Source organism: Pseudomonas sp. NPDC008258, from assembly GCF_042956345.1.
In the GTDB taxonomy this organism is placed as follows: Bacteria; Pseudomonadota; Gammaproteobacteria; order Pseudomonadales; family Pseudomonadaceae; genus Aquipseudomonas.
Map to the genome: position 1 here is coordinate 96,782 of NZ_JBIBGE010000024.1, position 13,388 is coordinate 110,169.

General features: G+C 61.6%; 13 protein-coding genes. 5 read left to right on the top strand and 8 right to left on the bottom strand.

Going from position 1 to position 13,388, the window contains the following annotated elements:
• Positions 1-21: 21 nt before the first annotated feature.
• The 3 genes from ACFY9W_RS19620 to ACFY9W_RS19630 all read right to left on the bottom strand — a co-directional run bounded on the left by ACFY9W_RS19620 (position 22) and on the right by ACFY9W_RS19630 (position 1,805).
• On the bottom strand, positions 22-666 hold the full coding sequence (locus ACFY9W_RS19620) for a DUF2589 domain-containing protein (protein WP_391133344.1): 645 nt from the start codon (positions 664-666) through the stop codon (positions 22-24).
• Between the two features lie 52 nt (positions 667-718).
• Positions 719-1,099, bottom strand: coding sequence for a Mor transcription activator family protein (locus tag ACFY9W_RS19625; protein WP_391133347.1), 381 nt, complete (start codon positions 1,097-1,099; stop codon positions 719-721).
• Positions 1,100-1,346: 247 nt separating this feature from the next.
• A complete protein-coding gene (locus ACFY9W_RS19630; protein WP_391133349.1) occupies positions 1,347-1,805 on the bottom strand; it encodes a hypothetical protein in 459 nt (152 codons plus the stop codon).
• A gap of 149 nt (positions 1,806-1,954) precedes the next feature.
• Here ACFY9W_RS19630 and ACFY9W_RS19635 point away from each other — a divergent pair, with 149 nt between their 5' ends.
• The gene (locus tag ACFY9W_RS19635; protein ID WP_003248064.1) at positions 1,955-2,143 is read left to right on the top strand and encodes a hypothetical protein; all 189 of its coding nucleotides are present in this window, start codon (positions 1,955-1,957) and stop codon (positions 2,141-2,143) included.
• Positions 2,144-2,179: 36 nt separating this feature from the next.
• On the opposite strand, the gene ACFY9W_RS19640 is transcribed toward ACFY9W_RS19635, so the two are convergent.
• A complete protein-coding gene (locus ACFY9W_RS19640) occupies positions 2,180-2,554 on the bottom strand; it encodes a fe2+ zn2+ uptake regulation protein (protein WP_391133353.1) in 375 nt (124 codons plus the stop codon).
• 196 nt (positions 2,555-2,750) lie between these two features.
• Between ACFY9W_RS19640 and ACFY9W_RS19645 the strand changes: the two genes are divergently transcribed.
• Complete coding sequence (locus ACFY9W_RS19645) at positions 2,751-5,069, top strand: penicillin acylase family protein (RefSeq protein WP_391133356.1); 2,319 nt, start codon at positions 2,751-2,753, stop codon at positions 5,067-5,069.
• 123 nt (positions 5,070-5,192) lie between these two features.
• Here the strand turns inward: ACFY9W_RS19645 and ACFY9W_RS19650 are convergent, their stop codons facing one another.
• Both ACFY9W_RS19650 and ACFY9W_RS19655 read right to left on the bottom strand, forming a co-directional pair.
• A complete protein-coding gene (locus ACFY9W_RS19650) occupies positions 5,193-5,915 on the bottom strand; it encodes a UDP-2,3-diacylglucosamine diphosphatase (RefSeq protein ID WP_391133359.1) in 723 nt (240 codons plus the stop codon).
• A complete protein-coding gene (locus tag ACFY9W_RS19655; RefSeq protein ID WP_201203862.1) occupies positions 5,912-6,412 on the bottom strand; it encodes a peptidylprolyl isomerase in 501 nt (166 codons plus the stop codon). The genes ACFY9W_RS19650 and ACFY9W_RS19655 overlap by 4 nt, the downstream gene beginning before the upstream one ends.
• 248 nt (positions 6,413-6,660) lie before the next feature.
• On the opposite strand from ACFY9W_RS19655, the gene ACFY9W_RS19660 reads away from it, so the two are divergent.
• The gene (locus ACFY9W_RS19660) at positions 6,661-8,364 is read left to right on the top strand and encodes a glutamine--tRNA ligase/YqeY domain fusion protein (protein ID WP_391133363.1); all 1,704 of its coding nucleotides are present in this window, start codon (positions 6,661-6,663) and stop codon (positions 8,362-8,364) included.
• 9 nt (positions 8,365-8,373) lie between these two features.
• Entirely contained in the window at positions 8,374-9,756 is a 1,383-nt protein-coding gene (cysS, locus tag ACFY9W_RS19665) for a cysteine--tRNA ligase (RefSeq protein ID WP_391133366.1), read from the top strand.
• 129 nt (positions 9,757-9,885) lie between these two features.
• Here the strand turns inward: cysS and ACFY9W_RS19670 are convergent, their stop codons facing one another.
• On the bottom strand, positions 9,886-11,277 hold the full coding sequence (locus tag ACFY9W_RS19670) for an ATP-binding protein (RefSeq protein WP_391133369.1): 1,392 nt from the start codon (positions 11,275-11,277) through the stop codon (positions 9,886-9,888).
• Positions 11,255-11,935 (bottom strand): winged helix-turn-helix domain-containing protein, encoded by a 681-nt coding sequence (locus tag ACFY9W_RS19675; protein ID WP_391133372.1) that lies wholly within the window; start codon positions 11,933-11,935, stop codon positions 11,255-11,257. Before ACFY9W_RS19675 ends, ACFY9W_RS19670 begins: the two co-directional genes overlap by 23 nt.
• Positions 11,936-12,329: 394 nt before the next feature.
• On the opposite strand from ACFY9W_RS19675, the gene ACFY9W_RS19680 reads away from it, so the two are divergent.
• Entirely contained in the window at positions 12,330-13,289 is a 960-nt protein-coding gene (locus ACFY9W_RS19680) for an IS110 family transposase (protein WP_346646893.1), read from the top strand.
• Positions 13,290-13,388 lie beyond the last annotated feature (99 nt).

Here is a 13,388-nt window from a genome sequence, read left to right on the forward strand (position 1 = left end):
ATTGTTTGGGGCCCTGGCGTTTCACGGGGTCGGGGTGCTTTCAGGTTCGGGCCCTTTTAACCTGTCTGCCTGGGAAATTTCGTCCGGGCTTGCCAGTTCAGCCGTTTTGATCACGGTTGGCTTGGTCGCAGCATCGGTAAGAAACTCGATCACCCGCATCATCGCTTCAGGGGGTTCCTGGCGCCTCATCGTCGTGTTGAAGGCGTAGCGGGCGCGGGTGTCGGTCTTGCGTGTCTGGGAGGACTTGTGGCTGATGCTGCCCTTTACGTTCAGCTTGAACGGCCCCCAGCCCAGTGAGCCGGTCACCTCGGCCCCCATTTCCGTGCTGGAGTTGTCTTCCGACATCTGGTTGATGATCAGTTCGAACTCGACAGTACCTTCATCGATGGAGATGTTCGGGTGGGTGATGGCGGCCAGCAGCGGCACTTTCATGGTCTTGCTGACCACACCCTTGTATTCGCCCTGTTCGTCGACAATGGTCTCGTCGTAGTCGAACTGGATGGCCACGGCCTTGCCGTCCTGCACGCACACCTGCATCAGGAAGTCGGCGTACGATTTGCTGGCCGTGACCTGTGCCTGCACCATGGCCTGCAAAGGGCCTGCGATCATGCGGTCCATGGGCAGGGCGTTGATGACGGATCCGATCAGGCTGTTATCTATCGACATGCTGGGTTGCTCTTGTTGTGTTGAGGGAACGGGTGGTCAAAGTGCCTGGTTGTCAGCGGGTGCACGGTTCCTGGCGCCGGATGTTGCCGATCTGGCGCAGGCTCAGGCCGTACTTGTTGGCCAGCAGGCTGCGTGAAAGGCCGTTGGCACTTTCTTTCTGGATCTGCTGGTTGCGGAGCTGGCGCAGGAAGTGGTCAGCCTTGGGGATCTCCAGGGCGACCCCGGCGTAGCGCTTGATCAGTGCGTCCAGGGCTTCGGCCGGCAGCACGTCGGCGAGCTTGGTGCGTTCGCGGTACTTGGGGATGTACTTGGGCCTGCCGCCGTAGGCGCAGGTCAATTGATAGGCGTTGTCCATGCCGATACAGTCGATCAGCGCCTGCAACGAGTGAGGCAGTTGGCTGATATCGATGTGGCTCAAGTCTGGTAATTGCATATGGCGCTCCTTCGGGATGGGGAATGTGCGGCCCGATCACCCGCGGCGTTATGTCGAGGTGTGAGCAAATTCTGTGTGACAGCCACCGCGTGTCGCTAGGCGACATATGGGTTGAGGTTTGTAGCCTCCGTGAACAGGTTTTGCAGGCAGCGATATCCTGGGTTGTAGGAGATGCCTTCAACATCTGGCGGTGGCGGTTGAATTCCCGTCAGGAGGCTCATTGCATTGGGTGAAGGGCGGCGGACCCTCAGTCGCAGGGGTAGGTACTCAGCAAGCTGGCACTTTGCAGGTAGGCCCGGGGGGCGCCCAGCATGCTTTGCGGCAGCGTTCGCCAGTCGACCAGCAGGCACAGCGTATGCAGTGGCTGCCCGCCGCGCTGGCCGATGACCGTGCCTGAAAAACTGCGACGGTAAAGCGCCTGGCTTTGCCGGAGCGCCTGTACGTTGTCGGCCTGGGCCAGGGTTTGCCGGGCCAGGTCGGGCAGTTGGCCCATGGGTACACTGAAATGCATTGGCGTACCGTTTGCCTGCAGGTAGCCGGCCTGGCGCACGCGCTGCCACATCTGTTGCCACTGGCTGGTGCCGGCATGGCTTGCCAGGTCGCGGCCAAGCTCAAGCAGCTGCGCCGGTGGCACCTGGCGGGTGTCCAGCGCAAAAAGGGGAAGGGGGGTAAGAAGCAGGGACGCGAACAGCAGCGGTTTGTACATGATGCCTCCGGCATGGGTGCTTGGAACCCCATGCTTTCAGGCAGTCGCCAGGCTACCCAGCAGGAAATGCAGCGCCGGGCCGTGTGGGCGTTGTATCATTGCCACCGCTCGTTGCGAGCTATTTGCCCCGATGTTGCAAGGAACCTTCGATGACACACGTGCAGCGCCTCAAATATTCCCTTCTGATCATCCTGGTGGTACTGGGCCTGATGCTGGGCCTGTCTCACCTGCAGAAGCAGGGCACGATCAGTGAGCAGACCTTCCAGATGCTGGCCATCGCCATTGCCGTGGTGGTCGTGGTGATCAACGGCATCCTGCGGCGCAAGGTCAAACCCTGAACTGTGCAGGCCGGCCAGGTGTGGCCGGCCATGCGCTCAGCGCAGGGGGGCTTGTTCCAGTACGGCGCGCGCCTGCGGGTTGAGGCTGTAGCACTTGTCGCTGCCCAGCTGGATGACGCCCTCGGCGCACAGCCGCTTGAGCACTTCGCGCACACTGAGAAACGACAGCGGAATATCCAGCTGTTCCAGTTGTGCGTGCACGCCGCGCACGCCAATGCTGCGGCCATTGCGGTCTGCGGCGTGCAGGGCATCGATCACCTTGAGGCGGATCAGGCTGGTGCGCAAGCCAAAGGTGCGCAACAGTTCGCGGATCTGTTCGTTGCCGATGCGTTCGTCAGAAAAAACGTCCTGTCCCTTGGGCGCTTTGCCTGGGACGCGCCCAGCCTGGATCGAGGGTTGCGGGTTGTACATGTGAATGCTCCTTTTCGTGGACGAACCCGAAATGTGGTTGCCTCACTTACTAGGACGAATGAGAACGCAAAAACTGCAACCCACTCGTAAAAAAAATGCCTGTTCCTCTTCAAGACGTTCCATCGCGTTGTAATACGTAAAATTTTCATCTGGCCATTCGTCTGATCGGGATAAGCCCCGAACCCGAGGAGTGCCCGTGTTTCCACTTTCCCGCCCCATGACTTGCGCTGGCCTGGCCGCTGCCCTGGTGGCCTTTAGCGTTACCGTTCAGGCGCAGCCCACCCTTGATGCCAGTGCGCAGATCCGTCGAACCGGTTACGGGGTGCCGCACATCGTGGCCAAGGATGAGCGCGGCCTGGGCTATGGCGTTGGTTATGCCTACGCCCAGGACAACCTGTGCCTGCTGGCCAACGAGGTGCTGACCGTGAGCGGCGAGCGCTCACGCCATTTCGGTGCCAAGGGCAAGACCCTGGAACAACGTGACAACCTGGCCAGTGACCTGTTCTTTACCTGGCTCAACAGCCCGGCAGCGGTCAGTGCGTACTTGCAGGCGCAGCCGGCGCCGGTGAAGGCACTGCTGGAGGGCTATGCCACTGGCTACAACCGGGCGCTGGCTGAGCGCCGCAGCCAGGGTTTGCCCAAGGAGTGTGGCAATGGCGAGTGGGTGCGGGCCATCACCAGCGAGGACCTGGTCAAACTGACCCGCAGGCTGCTGGCCGAAGGCGGTGTCGGGCAGTTTGTCGAGGCGTTGGCAGGGGCGCACCCCCCTGCGCAGGCCAATCAGCAGGCCAATCAGCAGGCGTCGACGGGCTTTGCCGCTGCACTGGCGCGGCAGGAACGCTTTGCCACAGAGCGTGGCAGCAACGCCGTGGCGGTTGGCGCGCAGCGCTCGGCCAATGGTCGTGGCCTGCTGTTGGCCAACCCGCACTTCCCGTGGATGGGCGGCATGCGCTTTTACCAGATGCAGCTGACCATCCCCGGCCAGCTGGATGTAATGGGGGCCGCATTGCCAGGCCTGCCGGTCGTGAACATCGGTTTCAACAAGCACCTGGCCTGGACGCACACCGTCGACACGTCGAATCACTTCACCTTGTACCGTTTGCAGCTCGACCCCAAGGACCCGACCCGCTACCTGCTCGATGGCAAGTCGCTGCCGCTGGCGAAGCAAACCGTCAGCGTTGCGGTCAAGGCCGAGGATGGCAGCCTGAGCCAGGTAGAACGGCAAGTCTACAGTTCGCAGTTCGGCCCGGTGGTGCAGTGGCCCGGGCGCCTGGACTGGGATGCGCAGGCGGCCTACAGCTTGCGTGATGCCAACCTGGACAACACCCGGGTGCTGCAGCAGTGGTACCAGATCAACCGTGCCGACAGCCTGGCCGCGTTGAAAGGCTCGGTCGAGCAGCTGCAGGGCATCCCATGGGTCAATACCCTGGCGGTGGACCAAGGCGGTAGGGCGTTGTACCTGAACCAGTCGGTGGTGCCCTACGTGGATCAGCAACTGCTGGGCGCCTGCAGCAACCCGAAAGCGCTGGGGCGTTTTGTGGTGCTGGATGGCTCGCGCAGTGCTTGCCAGTGGAAGGTGGATGCCCAGGCCGCGCAGCCGGGCATTTTCCCGGCGCGACTGCTACCAAGCCTGGAGCGCGAAGACTTCGTGCAGAACTCCAACGACCCGGCCTGGATGGCTAACCCGGCGCAGCCACTGACCGGTTACTCACCGTTGGTCAGCCGCAACGACCAGCCACTGGGCATGCGTGGGCGCTTTGCCCTGCAACGCCTGCAAGGCACGGCAAAGCTGGGCGTTGATGACCTGCAGCGCATGGTGACCGATGACGAAGTGTACCTGGCCAGCCTGGTGCTGCCAGACCTGCTGCAGTGGTGCAAAGGCGCAGGCGCCCATGTGCAGGCCGTGTGCAGCAGCCTGGCGGCCTGGAATGGCAAGGCTGACCTCGACAGCGGCATTGGCCTGGTGCATTTCCAGAACCTGTTCAACGCCCTGGCCGAGCACCCGGAAAGCTGGCGGGTAGCCTTCAACCCGGCCGACCCGCAGCACACGCCACGTGGCCTGGCAGTCGAGCAGGCGGCCGTGCGCAAGCTGGTACACGAAGCGGCGCTGGCGTCGATCAAGCAGGTGAATGAAAGTGGTGTGGCGGGTGAGGCGCGTTGGGGGCAGGTGCAACAGGCGCTCGATGGCACCCCGGTACCGGGCGGCCCGCAGGCGCTAGGTGTGTATAACGCGATGTACAGCGTGCCGCACGGGCAGGGCAAGCGGCTGGTAGTCAGCGGTACCAGCTACCTGCAACTGGTCAGTTTCACCGACAAGGGGCCAGAGGCTCGTGGGTTGCTGGCGTTCTCGCAGTCGAGCGAAGCGGCTTCGGCGCATGCCAGTGACCAGACCAAGGCGTTCGCTGCCAAGCAACTGGCGGTGATTCCGTTTACCGAGGCGCAGATCAAGGCTGACCCGGAGTACCGGGAAGTGGTGATCAGTGAAGGGGACAAGGGGGCAGTAGCCCAGCAGTAAGGCATTGCAGCCCTTTCGCGGGCAAGCCCGCTCCCACAGAAATCCCACAAACATCAGCGTCTGTGGAATACCTGTGGGAGCGGGCTTGCCCGCGAAGAGGCCAGTGCTGGCAACCCTGTAATGTCAGGAAAACTCGAACGGCGCCAGCTGAAAGCCTTGCTCATCCACCTGCAAGGCCCACCCCCGGCGGTCCCAGTCCCCCAGCACGATACGCCGTGCCGGCTGCCCGTCGACCACCAGCTTGTGAATCGCCGGCCGGTGGGTATGGCCATGCACCAGCGTGCGCACGCCATGCGCCGCCATCACCTTCGGCACTTCCTCCGGCGTGACATCGACAATTTCGGTGGACTTCATCCGTGTTTGCGTGCGGCTTTCGCTGCGCAGCTTGCGTGCAAGCTTGTAGCGGGCCGACAGCGGCAGGTGGCGCAGGATCCACAGGCTCAGCGGGTTGCGCAGCAAACGGCGCATCTTCATGTAGCCCAGGTCGCGGGTGCACAAGGTGTCGCCATGCATCAGCAGCACCTGTTCGCCGCCCAGTTCGATCACGCTGGGGTCGTTCAACAACGTGCAACCGGCGGCGTCGCAAAAGGCCTGGCCTATCAGGAAGTCACGGTTGCCGTGCATCAGGTAGATGGCCGTGCCACTGTCGCTCAGCCGGCGCAGGGCCTGGCAGATCGACTGCTGGAAGGGCGTCATGGCGTCGTCGCCAATCCACGCTTCGAAGAAGTCGCCAAGAATGTACAGCGCCTTGGCGTGGCGTGCCCGGCCATCGAGCAGATCAAGAAACGCCCGGGAAATATCCGGGCGTTCTTCTTGCAGGTGCAGATCAGAGATCAGCAGAATCACTCAATGATCTCGGCTTTCTCGATGATCACGTCGTCTTTCGGTACGTCCTGGTGGCCAGCCTTGGAACCGGTGGCAACCTTTTCGATGGCATCAACCACTTCACGGCCTTCGATCACTTCGCCGAACACCGCGTAACCCCAGCCTTGCACGTTCTTGCCGCTGTGGTTGAGGAAGTCGTTGTCCGAGGCGTTGATGAAGAACTGTGCCGAGGCAGAGTGCGGCTCCATGGTGCGGGCCATGGCGATGCTGTACTTGGTGTTTTTCAGGCCGTTGTCAGCTTCGTTCTGGATGCTGGCGCGGGTTTTCTTTTGGGTCATGCCTGGCTCGAAGCCGCCGCCCTGGATCATGAAGCCCTTGATCACACGGTGGAACACGGTGTTGGTGAAGTGGCCGTCTTTGACGTATTGAACGAAGTTCTCAACAGTTTGCGGAGCTTTCTCGGCGTTCAGTTGCAGGACGATGTCGCCGTGGTTGGTGCTCAGTTTGACTTTGGACATGCTGAAATTCGCTCTTTCAAGGCATACGGAAATTAGGGTGCGCTGGGCGCGTGTTATCACCTGACGCAGGATCAGGCGATCGCGACACATGGCGCGCACCGGCCATTTTGCCAGGCTGCGGCAAAAAGCCGTGATAAATCACGCCAGTTTGTCCGGGCCCGACTGTCAGCAGCTTGACTGCTTCGGCTATGATAGGCCCTTTGATTCAATCGGCCTACCCAGGCTGGACACATGCATTCAAGGATCCTATGAGCAAGCCCACTGCCGACAACGCGCCCAACGCCGCTGCCAAAGGCGCCCCCGCTGTCCCTGCGAACTTCCTGCGGCCGATCATCCAGGCCGACCTGGACTCGGGCAAGCACAGCAGCATCGTTACCCGCTTCCCGCCGGAGCCTAACGGCTACCTGCACATCGGCCACGCCAAGTCGATCTGCGTCAACTTCGGCCTGGCCAAGGAATTCGGGGGCGTCTGCCACCTGCGTTTCGACGACACCAACCCGGCCAAGGAAGACCAGGAATACATCGACGCCATTCAAAGCGACGTCAAATGGCTGGGCTTTGATTGGGCCGGCGAGGTGCGTTATGCGTCCAGCTACTTCGACCAGCTGCACGACTGGGCGGTCGAGCTGATCAAGCGTGGCAAGGCCTATGTCTGCGACCTGACCCCTGATCAAGCCAAGGAATACCGCGGCAACCTCAAGGAGCCGGGCAAGAACAGCCCGTTCCGCGAGCGCAGCGTGGAAGAAAACCTCGACCTGTTCGCCCGCATGAAAGCCGGCGAGTTCAAGGACGGCGAGTGCGTACTGCGGGCCAAGATCGACATGGCCTCGCCGAACATGAACCTGCGCGACCCGATCCTGTATCGCATCCGCCATGCCCACCACCACCAGACCGGTGACAAGTGGTGCATCTACCCCAACTACGACTTCACCCACGGCCAGTCGGACGCCATCGAGGGCATTACCCACTCGATCTGCACCCTGGAATTCGAAGGGCATCGTCCGCTGTACGAATGGTTCCTCGACAACCTGCCGGTGCCGGCTCACCCGCGCCAGTACGAGTTCAGCCGCCTGAACCTGAACTACACCATCACGTCCAAGCGCAAGCTCAAGCAGCTGGTTGATGAAAAGCACGTCGACGCCTGGGACGACCCACGCATGTCGACCCTGTCCGGCTTCCGTCGCCGTGGCTACACCCCGGCATCGATCCGCAACTTCTGCGAAATGATCGGCACCAACCGCTCCGACGGCGTGGTCGACATGTCGATGCTCGAATTCAGCATCCGTGACGACCTGGACCGCACTGCGCCGCGCGCCATGTGCGTGCTGCGCCCGTTGAAAGTGGTCATTACCAACTACCCGGAAGGCCAGGTCGAGCAGCTCGAACTGCCGCGCCACCCGAAGGAAGACATGGGCGTGCGCGTGCTGCCGTTCGCTCGCGAGCTGTATATCGACCGCGACGACTTCATGGAAGAGCCGCCAAAGGGCTACAAGCGCCTGGAACCGGCCGGTGAAGTGCGCCTGCGTGGCAGCTACGTGATCCGCGCCGACGAGGCCATCAAGGACGCCGACGGCAACATCGTCGAGTTGCGTTGCTCGTACGACCCGGACACCCTGGGCAAAAACCCTGAAGGCCGCAAGGTCAAGGGCGTGATCCACTGGGTACCGGCTGCAGGCAGTGTCGAGTGCGAAGTGCGCCTGTACGACCGCCTGTTCCGCTCGCCTAACCCGGAAAAGACCGAAGAAGGCGGCAGCTTCCTGGACAACATCAACCCGGATTCGCTGCAAGTGCTCGAAGGTTGCCGTGCCGAGCCGTCGCTGGCCCAGGCCCAGCCCGAGGACCGCTTCCAGTTCGAGCGCGAAGGTTACTTCTGCGCCGACCTGAAAGACAGCCAGCCGGGCCGCCCGGTGTTCAACCGCACTGTCACCCTGCGTGACTCCTGGGGCAGCTAAGGAACCGCCGTGCTTAACATCTACAACACGCTGAGCAAAACCAAGGAAGCCTTCAAGCCGCTGGATGGCAACAAGGTGCGCATGTACGTGTGCGGCATGACCGTGTACGACTACTGCCACCTGGGCCATGGCCGCAGCATGGTGGCTTTCGACCTGGTCACCCGCTGGCTGCGCAAGAGTGGCTACGACCTGACCTACGTGCGCAACATCACCGACATCGATGACAAGATCATCAACCGGGCCAACGAGAACGGCGAAACCTTCGACGCCTTGACCGCCCGCATGATCGACGCGATGCACGAAGACGAGCGCCGCCTGAACATCCTGCCGCCAGACCAGGAACCGCGTGCCACCGACCACATCGCCGGCATGCACGCGATGATCCAGACCCTGATCGACAAGGGTTACGCTTACGCCCCGGGTAATGGCGACGTGTACTACCGCGTCGGCAAGTTCGTCGGCTACGGCAAGCTGTCGCGCAAGAAGATCGAAGACCTGCGCATCGGTGCGCGTATCGAGGTCGACGAGGCCAAGCAGGACCCGCTGGACTTCGTGCTGTGGAAGGGCGTGAAGCCGGGCGAGCCGAGCTGGGAATCGCCATGGGGCCCGGGCCGTCCGGGTTGGCACATCGAGTGCTCGGTGATGTCTACCTGCTGCCTGGGTGAAAGCTTCGACATCCACGGTGGCGGCAGCGACCTGGAGTTCCCGCACCACGAGAACGAGATCGCCCAGAGCGAGGCAGCCACTGGCAAGCAGTACGCCAATGCCTGGATGCACTGCGGCATGATCCGCATCAATGGCGAGAAGATGTCGAAGTCGTTGAACAACTTCTTCACCATCCGCGACGTGCTTGAGAAGTACCACCCGGAAGTGGTGCGCTACCTGCTGGTGGCCAGCCACTACCGCAGCGCGATCAACTATTCGGAAGACAGCCTGCGTGACGCCAAGGGTGCGCTGGAGCGCTTCTATCACGCCCTGCGCGGCTTGCCACGTGTGGCGGCCAAGGGTGGCGAAGCGTTCGTCGAGCGCTTCAGCGTGGCGATGAACGACGACTTCGGCACCCCTGAAGCCTGCGCCGTGCTGTTTGACCTTGTGCGCGAGATCAACCGCCTGCGCGACAGCGATGTGGAAGCTGCCGCCGGCCTGGCTGGCCGCCTGCGTGAGCTGGGTGAGGTGCTGGGTGTGCTGCAACTGGAAGCCGATGACTTCCTGCGTGCGGGTGCCGAAGGCAAGGTTGATGCGGCCGAAGTTGAAAGCTTGATCCAGGCGCGGCTCCAAGCCCGTACCGACAAGAACTGGGCCGAGTCGGACCGTATTCGCGACCAGTTGACTGCCATGGGTGTAGTGCTGGAAGACAGCAAAGGGACGACTACCTGGCGCTTGGCTGACTAAAGCAACTGGGGCTGCGTTGCAGCCCTTCGCGGGCACGCCCGCTCCCACAGGTTGGCGCAACATCTCAGGTGTGCGCTATCCCTGTGGGAGCGGGCGTGCCCGCGAAGGGGCGCAAAGCGGCCCCTGCCTTTATTTGGCCAGCCCCGCGAGCGGGCAATGCAATACCAGCTTCGCCCCACCCAACTCACTCTCGCCAATCTCCAGCCCGAACCCGTGCAGGTCGACGATCGCCGCAACGATCGACAAGCCCAACCCGAACCCCGCATGGCGATGGCCTTCATCGCTGCGATAGAAGCGCTTCAACACAGCGGTTCGTTCTTCTTCCGGAATACCCGGCCCACTGTCCTCAATGGCCAGGTGCAGGCGGTTATCGTCCTGTATCGCGCTAATCCGCACTTGCCCACCCTCGGGCGTGAACTTGATAGCATTGCCCACCAGGTTGGCCAGTGCCTCGAACAGCAGTTCGCGGTCACCGTACAGTGCCGGTAATTGTGCAGGCTGGTGCAATTCCAGGTGGATGCCACCATCTTCGGCCAAGGGCAGGTAAAAGTCGTGCAGTTCCACCAGCAGATCATGCGGGTCAAGCTGGACGAAACCGGCCCGTCGCTGACGGTCCTCCAGCTCGCTGATACGCAATAGCCCGCGAAAACGCGCCATCAGCGTATCGGTTTCGCCAATGGCCTGGTCCAGCGCCTCGGCTTGCGCAGAATCCGCATCGCTTTGTTGGCGAATCCGGTACAACTGGGCGCGAAGGCGGGTGAGGGGCGTACGCAGGTCGTGGGCAATGTTGTCACACACGCCCTTGACCTCGTGCATCAGCCGTTCGATCCGGTCGAGCATGGCGTTGACGATGGCGGCCAGCATGTCCAGCTCGTCACGTCGGGCCGACAACGGCAAGCGGTGGGTCAGGTCGCCGGCGACGATCAGCTCGGCCTGGGCCTGAATGGCGCGGATCCGCTTGAGCGGCCGGCGGCGTAGCAGGTACCAGCCTGCAAAGCCCGGGATCAGTGTCAGGGAAATACCCCAGAGCAGGGCATCGAGAATGATCCGGGTCACCACGAACAGTGAGCCGTTATCACGGAACAGGACCAGCCAGCGACCGTCCTGTACGTTGATCGCCACCGCGTCGCAACTGTCGCGGGGCATGCGCGGGTCGTCGGCATCCAGGCAGCGTTTCAGTTCATGGATCTTGCCGTCCAGCCTCAGCTCCGGGGGCAGGGCGCGTACACTGCCACCTAGCGGGTTGAGCTGGGCGTCGAACAGGCCATAGGCGTCAAAGCTGCGCTCTTCAAAGGCCTGGCTGGCAACCAGGGCGTCGTCCAGCTGCTTGCCGCTCATGTGTGCGAACAGGTGCTGGCGTTGCAGCATGGAGTGGCGGGTAAGTTTGTTCAGGTAGCTGGATACCTCGAAATACAGCACCCCCATGAGGATGCTGCTCCAGGCCACGAACAGAAAGCTGTACAGCGCCAGCAGGCGGCTGGTGGAGGAACTCCAGCCTTTAGACGGGTTCAGCAATGGCATAGCCGGAGCCCCGTACCGTACGGATCAGCGGTGACTGGCCGGGGGAGTCGATTTTCTTGCGCAGACGGCCGATGTGTACGTCGATCAGGTTGGTGCCAGGGTCGAAGTGGTAGCCCCAGACCTCCTCGAAAATCATCATCCGCGTGATCACCTGGCCGCTGTGGCGCATCAGGTACTCCAGCAGCTTGTACTCGGTAGGCAGCAAATTGAGCGTATTGTCACCGCGGCGCGCCTCGTGGCTGATCAGGTCCAGTTGCAGGTCGGCGACTTGCAAGCGGGTCTGGGTCATGGGCACGCTGTTGCGGCGCAGCAATACCTCGACACGTGCGGCCATCTCGTCGGAGGCAAACGGTTTGGTCAGGTAGTCGTCACCGCCGGCCCGCAGGCCTCGCACCCGCTCATCGACATCGGAGAGGGCGCTGATCATCAGGATTGGCGTGGCAATCTTGAGGCTGCGCAATGTAGTGACGATGGTCAGCCCATCGACCTCGGGCAGCATACGGTCCAGGGTGATCAGGTCGTAACCGCCGGCAATGGCCTTGGCCAGGCCTTCACGGCCATTGTCGGCCCACTCCACGTCCAGGCCGTGGCTGGTAAGTTCGGCGACGATTTCCTGGCCGGTGACGGCGTCGTCTTCGATGGTCAGTACGCGAGGCATGCTGGTTCCTGGGCATCTAATAGAGATTTGATTGTGCCAAAGAATAGACAACAGGCGATTTAAGAAAAATTCATCTAGCTGATTCAGAAGCTCGCGCGGTCATTGTGGGAGCGGGCGTGCCCGCGAAGCAGGCAACGCAATGGATGGCACCGGCTGCGCCGGTGTTCGCGGGCATGCCCGCTTGTGTCTTGAGAGGGGATTAGAATCTGGAGTGAGAGCGGTGAATGGCAAGCTGAATGCCGGAGGTGCCTTGAGCACGTGTGGGAGCACAAGCTGCCATTCACCGTTCCACTTTGGCGAGAGCCCGAACAGTTGGATGAGGGCCTAATCTCGAACCACAAGCGTGGGCCAAGCCAAAGCTCTCTCACACTGTTGAGTCTAGGAGGTTTTGGCGATGGCTTCCTTCTTGGGTATCGATGTTTCCAGTCTTTCCCTTGATGCACTGGTGCGGCCTCAGGGCATCAAGATCAGCGTGCGCAATGATCCAGCGGGTTTTGAGGAACTGGTGAAGAGCCTTCGAGGGCTCAGCATCAAGCGCATCTTGCTGGAAGCTACAGGCGGCTACGAGCGTGATGTCATGCGTTTTCTCCAGGACGCCAGCTACAAGGTCATACGCGTGAACCCCAAGCGAGCCAGATCGTTCGCGGATTCCTTGGGCATCAAGGCCAAGACCGATGCCATCGACGCCGCAGTGCTGGCCCATTTCGCTGAGGTCATTCCAGACAAGCCAACCCTGAAGACAAGCCCTGAAAGAGCCCTGTTGCGGGAACTCCTTCAGCAGCGTGATCGCCTAGTCCAACAGCGAGATGACGACCGGCGGCGCCTGAAGCAGGCTCAGTCAGCGATGGTCGCCAATTTCCTGAAAACCAATCTTCAGCACTTTGCATCGCAGATAAAGTTGGTGGAGCAAGCGATCAAGCGGCAGGCCACAGTGCTCAACGATGAACGGATTGCCAAACTGGACGAAGTCAAAGGCATCGGGATGGTAACCGCGACCAAGCTGGTAGCGCTCTTGCCGGAGCTGGGGCATGTGGAGTCCAGGGAAATAGCCTCTTTGGTCGGTGTGGCCCCCTTCAATCACGACAGCGGAAAGTCCGTGGGCAAGCGCTTTATCTCAGGAGGCCGATTTGAGGTCAGGCGTGCGCTGTACATGGCGTGCCTGGTGGCGGTGAAACATAATCCAACGCTCAAAGCCCGATATGAGGCGCTGCGTGGGCGGGGGAAACTTGCCAAGGTTGCGCTTGTAGCCTGCATGAGAATCTTCATCGTGCGCCTCAACGCGATGCTCAGAACGGGCACGCCATGGCGGGATGACTTACCGCAGCCTGAAAACATGGCGCAGATCACAGCGTGATCAGTGTGGGAGATTCTATGGCCGGAGGCAAATTTTCAGTAGAAAAGCCCACGGCCTCTCTCAGCAACATCCAGGCACGAATCAGCCTGCCAGAGAATT